The 4,743-nt window shown below is 69.2% G+C and carries 2 protein-coding genes and 1 tRNA gene; 1 reads left to right on the forward strand and 2 read right to left on the reverse strand.

The window, feature by feature from the left end:
* On the reverse strand, nt 1-1,208 hold a 1,208-nt coding region (locus tag ACFW9O_RS23870; RefSeq protein ID WP_384611966.1), incomplete at its 3' end, for a HAMP domain-containing protein.
* 400 nt (nt 1,209-1,608) lie between these two features.
* Between ACFW9O_RS23870 and ACFW9O_RS23875 the strand changes: the two genes are divergently transcribed.
* Nucleotides 1,609-4,236, forward strand: coding sequence for a SpoIIE family protein phosphatase (locus tag ACFW9O_RS23875; protein ID WP_384611967.1), 2,628 nt, complete (start codon nt 1,609-1,611; stop codon nt 4,234-4,236).
* A gap of 159 nt (nt 4,237-4,395) precedes the next feature.
* Here the strand turns inward: ACFW9O_RS23875 and ACFW9O_RS23880 are convergent.
* Nucleotides 4,396-4,471 (reverse strand) — tRNA-Thr (locus ACFW9O_RS23880).
* Between the last annotated feature and the right edge of the window lie 272 nt (nt 4,472-4,743).

Genomic DNA, 4,743 nt, shown 5'->3' on the forward strand with positions numbered 1-4,743 from the left:
GCCGTCGTCACCTGCGCGATGTCCCGTACCTGGCCGGTCAGGTTCCGGAAGGCGGTGTTCACCGAGTCGGTGAGGTCCTTCCAGGTGCCCGCCGCCCCGGGCACCTGTGCCTGGCCGCCGAGCAGCCCCTCGCCACCGACCTCGCTCGCCACACGTGTCACTTCGTCCGCGAAGGTGCGCAGCGTCTCGGTCATCTGGTTGATCGTCTCGGCGAGCTGCGCGACCTCGCCGCGGGCGCTCACCGTGACCTTCTGCGACAGGTCACCGTTGGCGACCGCCGTCGTCACCTCGGCGATACCGCGCACCTGGGACGTCAGGTTGCCGGCCATCGTGTTCACGGAGTCCGTGAGGTCCTTCCAGACCCCGGCCACTCCGGGCACCGTCGCCTGTCCGCCGAGTTCGCCCTCGGTGCCCACCTCGCGGGCGACCCGGGTCACCTCGGAGGAGAACGACGACAGCTGGTCGACCATCGTGTTGACGGTGTTCTTCAGCTGAAGCATCTCGCCGGCCACATGGACGGTGACCTTCCGCGACAGGTCGCCCTTGGCCACGGCCGTCGTCACCAGGGCGATGTCGCGGACCTGGGCGGTCAGCCGGTACGCCATGGTGTTCACGGAGTCCGTGAGGTCCTTCCAGGACCCGGACATTCCGCGTACCTGGGCCTGTCCGCCGAGCTTGCCCTCGGTGCCCACCTCGACGGCGACCCGCGTCACCTGCTCGGTGAACGCGGACAGCTGATCGACCAGGTTGTTGACCGTGCGGGAAACCTTCAGGAACTCGCCGCGCAGCGGGCGTACCGTCTCGTCGGCCGTGTGCGACCGCAGTTCCATCCGCTGCTCGAGGTCACCGTCGGCGACCGCGGAAAGTACTCGTCCGACCTCGGACACCGGGCGCGCCAGATCATCGACGAGCTCGTTGGAGGCATCGATCGCCGCCGCCCAGGAGCCCTCGCAGGCGCCGGTCTCCAGACGCTCGGTGAGTTTCCCCTCACGTCCCACCACCCGACGGACCCGCGCCAGCTCGCCGGTCAGATGGAGATTGCGGTCGGCCACCTCGTTGAAGACCGCTGCGATCTCCGTGAGCACGCCGTCGCCCGAGACGGTGAGCCGCCTGCGGAAATTGCCGTCGCGCATCGCCACGAGAGCCGCGAGCAGTCTGTTCAGAGCTGCCGCATCCACGTCGATGGTCCCATTGCGCTGTTTCTTCACGGGCTGTCCGCCTTTTGTGCGCGTTCCTGAACCCCGCGCCGCCACGCCAGACTCCACCGTGTCCCTCCCGCAGGGGTTGACCGTATCGCTCGGGCCTTAACCGGAAGCTTGCCCACTTCCACTTTGACTCACCGCCACAGCACACCGTCGACGGGTGACTATGCGAACGTCAAATCGTTGAAACGTACCAGGCCTGAACCGGACGGCGTGCAAGGTCCCACGGTTGCCCCATTTCCCTCACGGGGGACCCCATACATGTGCACCCCCGCACATCCGCCGGTGGCCTGCGCGCCCAAGTCGGCCCTCCTGTACACGGGACGCCTGGCGAGCGTCTAGCCTGGCAGGCGAATCGAAGCGGCGAGAAACGGGCACAGGACTCGGGGAAGCGACGAGACACCATATGGGGAGTGCTGTGATCACCGCGCGTGCGGCTGCCACCTTCGATCCGGTCGGACGCTCGGTGGCGACCGCCCGCGCATTCGTCCGCGACACCCTGCAGGGGTGGGGGTACACCGACGTCGTCGACGACGCCGTCGTCCTCACCAGTGAACTTGTGACCAATGCGGTGGTGCACGCGGGCACCGCCGCGGACGTGCTCTGCCTGCGCACCGAGGACGGTGTACGCGTCGAGGTCTCCGACCACTATCCGGAGCGTGAGATCCCGCTCCAGAGCTCCGGCGTCGACTTCGGCAGCCCGGACCGGGAAGGCGGCCGCGGCCTGCTGCTCTGCGCCGCCCTCGCCTCCCGCTGGGGAGTCGAGTACACGCCGACGCGCAAGCAGGTCTGGTTCCAGCTCGACCTTCCGGACCGCCCCGTGGGCATCCGCTCCGCGGGTCCCGTCCTGCCCACGGAACTGCTCCCCGTCACCGACGAGCGTGTACGGGTCGCCGTCGTCCAGATCGACCACTCCGGCTCCATCGCCGCGTGGAACGACGACGCCACCTTCCTTTTCGGACACGCTGCCGAAAAGGTCACCGGCAAGCAGCTCACCGACTTCGCGGCCTGGCCGCACACACCGGGAACCAACACCGGTATCGCCGATGCCCTGCGGCTCTCCCGATGGGAGGGCAGTTACGGCATCCGGGGCGCCGACGGGCGCGTCATCCCGGTCTACGCCTCCCATCTCAGAGTCCGCGACACCCAGGGGGAACCGTCCACGGTCTGCCTCCTCGTTCGAGACTACGAGCGGGCCGTGCTCCAGAGCCCGGTGCGTGCCCCGGTCTCCGACACATCCGCCGAGAACCGCGCCACGGATCCGTTCGAGGTCTTCATCGGTTCTCCCGCCCCCGACGACCTCGACGGACTGCTGCAGCGCACGGTCGAGCGGGCGCGGGACATGCTCGACGCGGATTCCGCTTTCCTGCTGCTGGCCACCGACGACGAGACGGAACTGGAGGTTCGGGCGACGACCGGCCTTCCCTCGGCCCGCCAGCGCTTCGCCCGGGTCCCCGTCGAGGCGGGAACCGGCCGCTACGGCTCGGCCCGTATGCCCGCGGTCCACGAGGACCTCACCGCCGTACCGGGTGCCGTACCGCTCCTCAGCGACACGGGAATGCGCTCCGTCGTCACGGTCCCGCTCAAGGTCGAGGGCAGGCTCACCGGTTCCCTGGGCGTCGCGGCCGAGGCGCCCGGCCGATACACGAACGAGGAGGCCCTGCGCCTTCAGTTCGCCGCGGACCGCATCGCGCTGGCCGTCGAGTCGGCCCGGCTGGGCGAGCTGGAACGCCTGCGCCGCGGCTCGCTGTCCTTCCTCGTCGAGGCGTCCGATCTGCTCGCCGGCACGCTGGACAGGGACCAGACGCTGGCGCTGATGGCCCAGATGACCGTGCCCACGCTGGCCACCTGGTGCGCCGTCTACACCATTGCCGACCAGTCCTCGGATCCGTACCTCTCCTACGTGCTCCACGAGGACGAGGAACTCATCGACGGCATCAAGGCCCTGCTGTCCTCCATCGAGCCTCCGGACCCCGTCCCGGCCCCGGGCGCCCGCATCTGGCCGGCACCGGCCGCGGCAGCCCACAAGGCGGCTCTTCGTACCTCCACGCGCAGCCTCGGCAGGGATGCGCCCGCGAGCATGGGGGCGGCCGCGCGCACCACGCTCGCGACGGCTTCCGCCGTGGGCGGCGAGACCGTGGTGCTGCCGCTCGTCGCACGGAACCGCGTGATCGGCATGCTGACCCTCGGCAAGCCCTCCGACGACCACTTCCGTCAGGAAATCCTGGAACTGGCCGAGGACTTGTCCCGCAGGGCCGCTCTGGCCCTCGACAACGCCCGCCTCTACTCGGAGCGCATGGCGATCAGCCAGTCCCTCCAGCGCAGCCTGCTGCCCCCGGGCCTCCCGGACGTGCCCAACGTCGAGATCGAGGTCATCTACCGCGCGGCGGGCGAGGGCAACGAGGTCGGCGGCGACTTCTACGACGTGTTCCCCATCCGTGACGGCGCCTACGGCTTCGCCATCGGTGACGTCTGCGGTACGGGACCGGAGGCCGCGGCCGTCACGGGTCTGGCCCGCCACGCGCTGCGGCTGCTGGCCCGCGAGGGCTTCGGCGGCCCGGCCGTACTGGAACGGCTCAACGCGGCGATCCTCGACGAGGGCGCCCGCAGCCGCTTCCTCACGCTCCTCTACGGGGAGTTGTGGCCCCAGGAGGACGGCAGCGCGCTGCTCAAGGTCGTCTGCGCCGGCCATCCGCTCCCGCTGCGTCTGCGGCAGGACGGTTCCGTGGAGGCGGCGGCCGAACCTCAGCCGCTGCTCGGCGTGATCGAGGACCTGGAGCTCTACGAGCAGGAAGTCACCCTCGAGCCCGGCGATGTCCTTCTGTGCGTCACCGACGGCGTCACCGAACGCCGTGAGGGAACCCGCATGCTGGGCGACGACGGCCTCGCCGATGTCCTTGCCATGTGTACGGGCCTGACGGCCGGTGCGGTGGCCGGCCGCATCCTGCGGGCGGTGGAACGCTTCGCGGCCGAACCCGCGTCGGACGACATGGCCATCCTCGCCATGCGCGTCCCGGAGCCGCAGAACTTCTGATCAGGGGGTACCCGGTCGGGCAGGCTTCCGTGCCCGACCGGCAAGGACACGACGAGAGCGTGAACCCTCATTCAGATGGCAGCCCAGGATCGGGGTTGACGCTTGATTGCCCCGGAAACGAGAAAGGCCCCCGCCAACGGCGGGGGCCTTTCTCCTTGCTGGAGCCCCAATGCGGAATCGAACCGCAGACCTTCTCCTTACCATGGAGACGCTCTACCGACTGAGCTATTGGGGCCTGTCGCCTTGCGGCAACGAGCTAAAGCATACCCTGAACGAAGGGATGTTCAAAACCATCCGATCGACGTTTCCGAGTCGCGTTCAGGGGTTCCCTGCCCCGTTCCGGAGCGGCGGACGGGGCCCCGGTGTCGCAGGCCGGCGTCGCGCCGTCCACAAGCCCTCCCCCAATGGGGCGTGAACGCAGAAAAGCCCCGTGCCACAAGGGCACGGGGCTTTCCCGGAATAATTGTTCGGCGGCGTCCTACTCTCCCACAGGGTCCCCCCTGCAGT

Origin of the sequence: Streptomyces sp. NPDC059499 (genome assembly GCF_042749285.1) — a bacterium.
GTDB lineage: Bacteria > Actinomycetota > Actinomycetes > Streptomycetales > Streptomycetaceae > Streptomyces.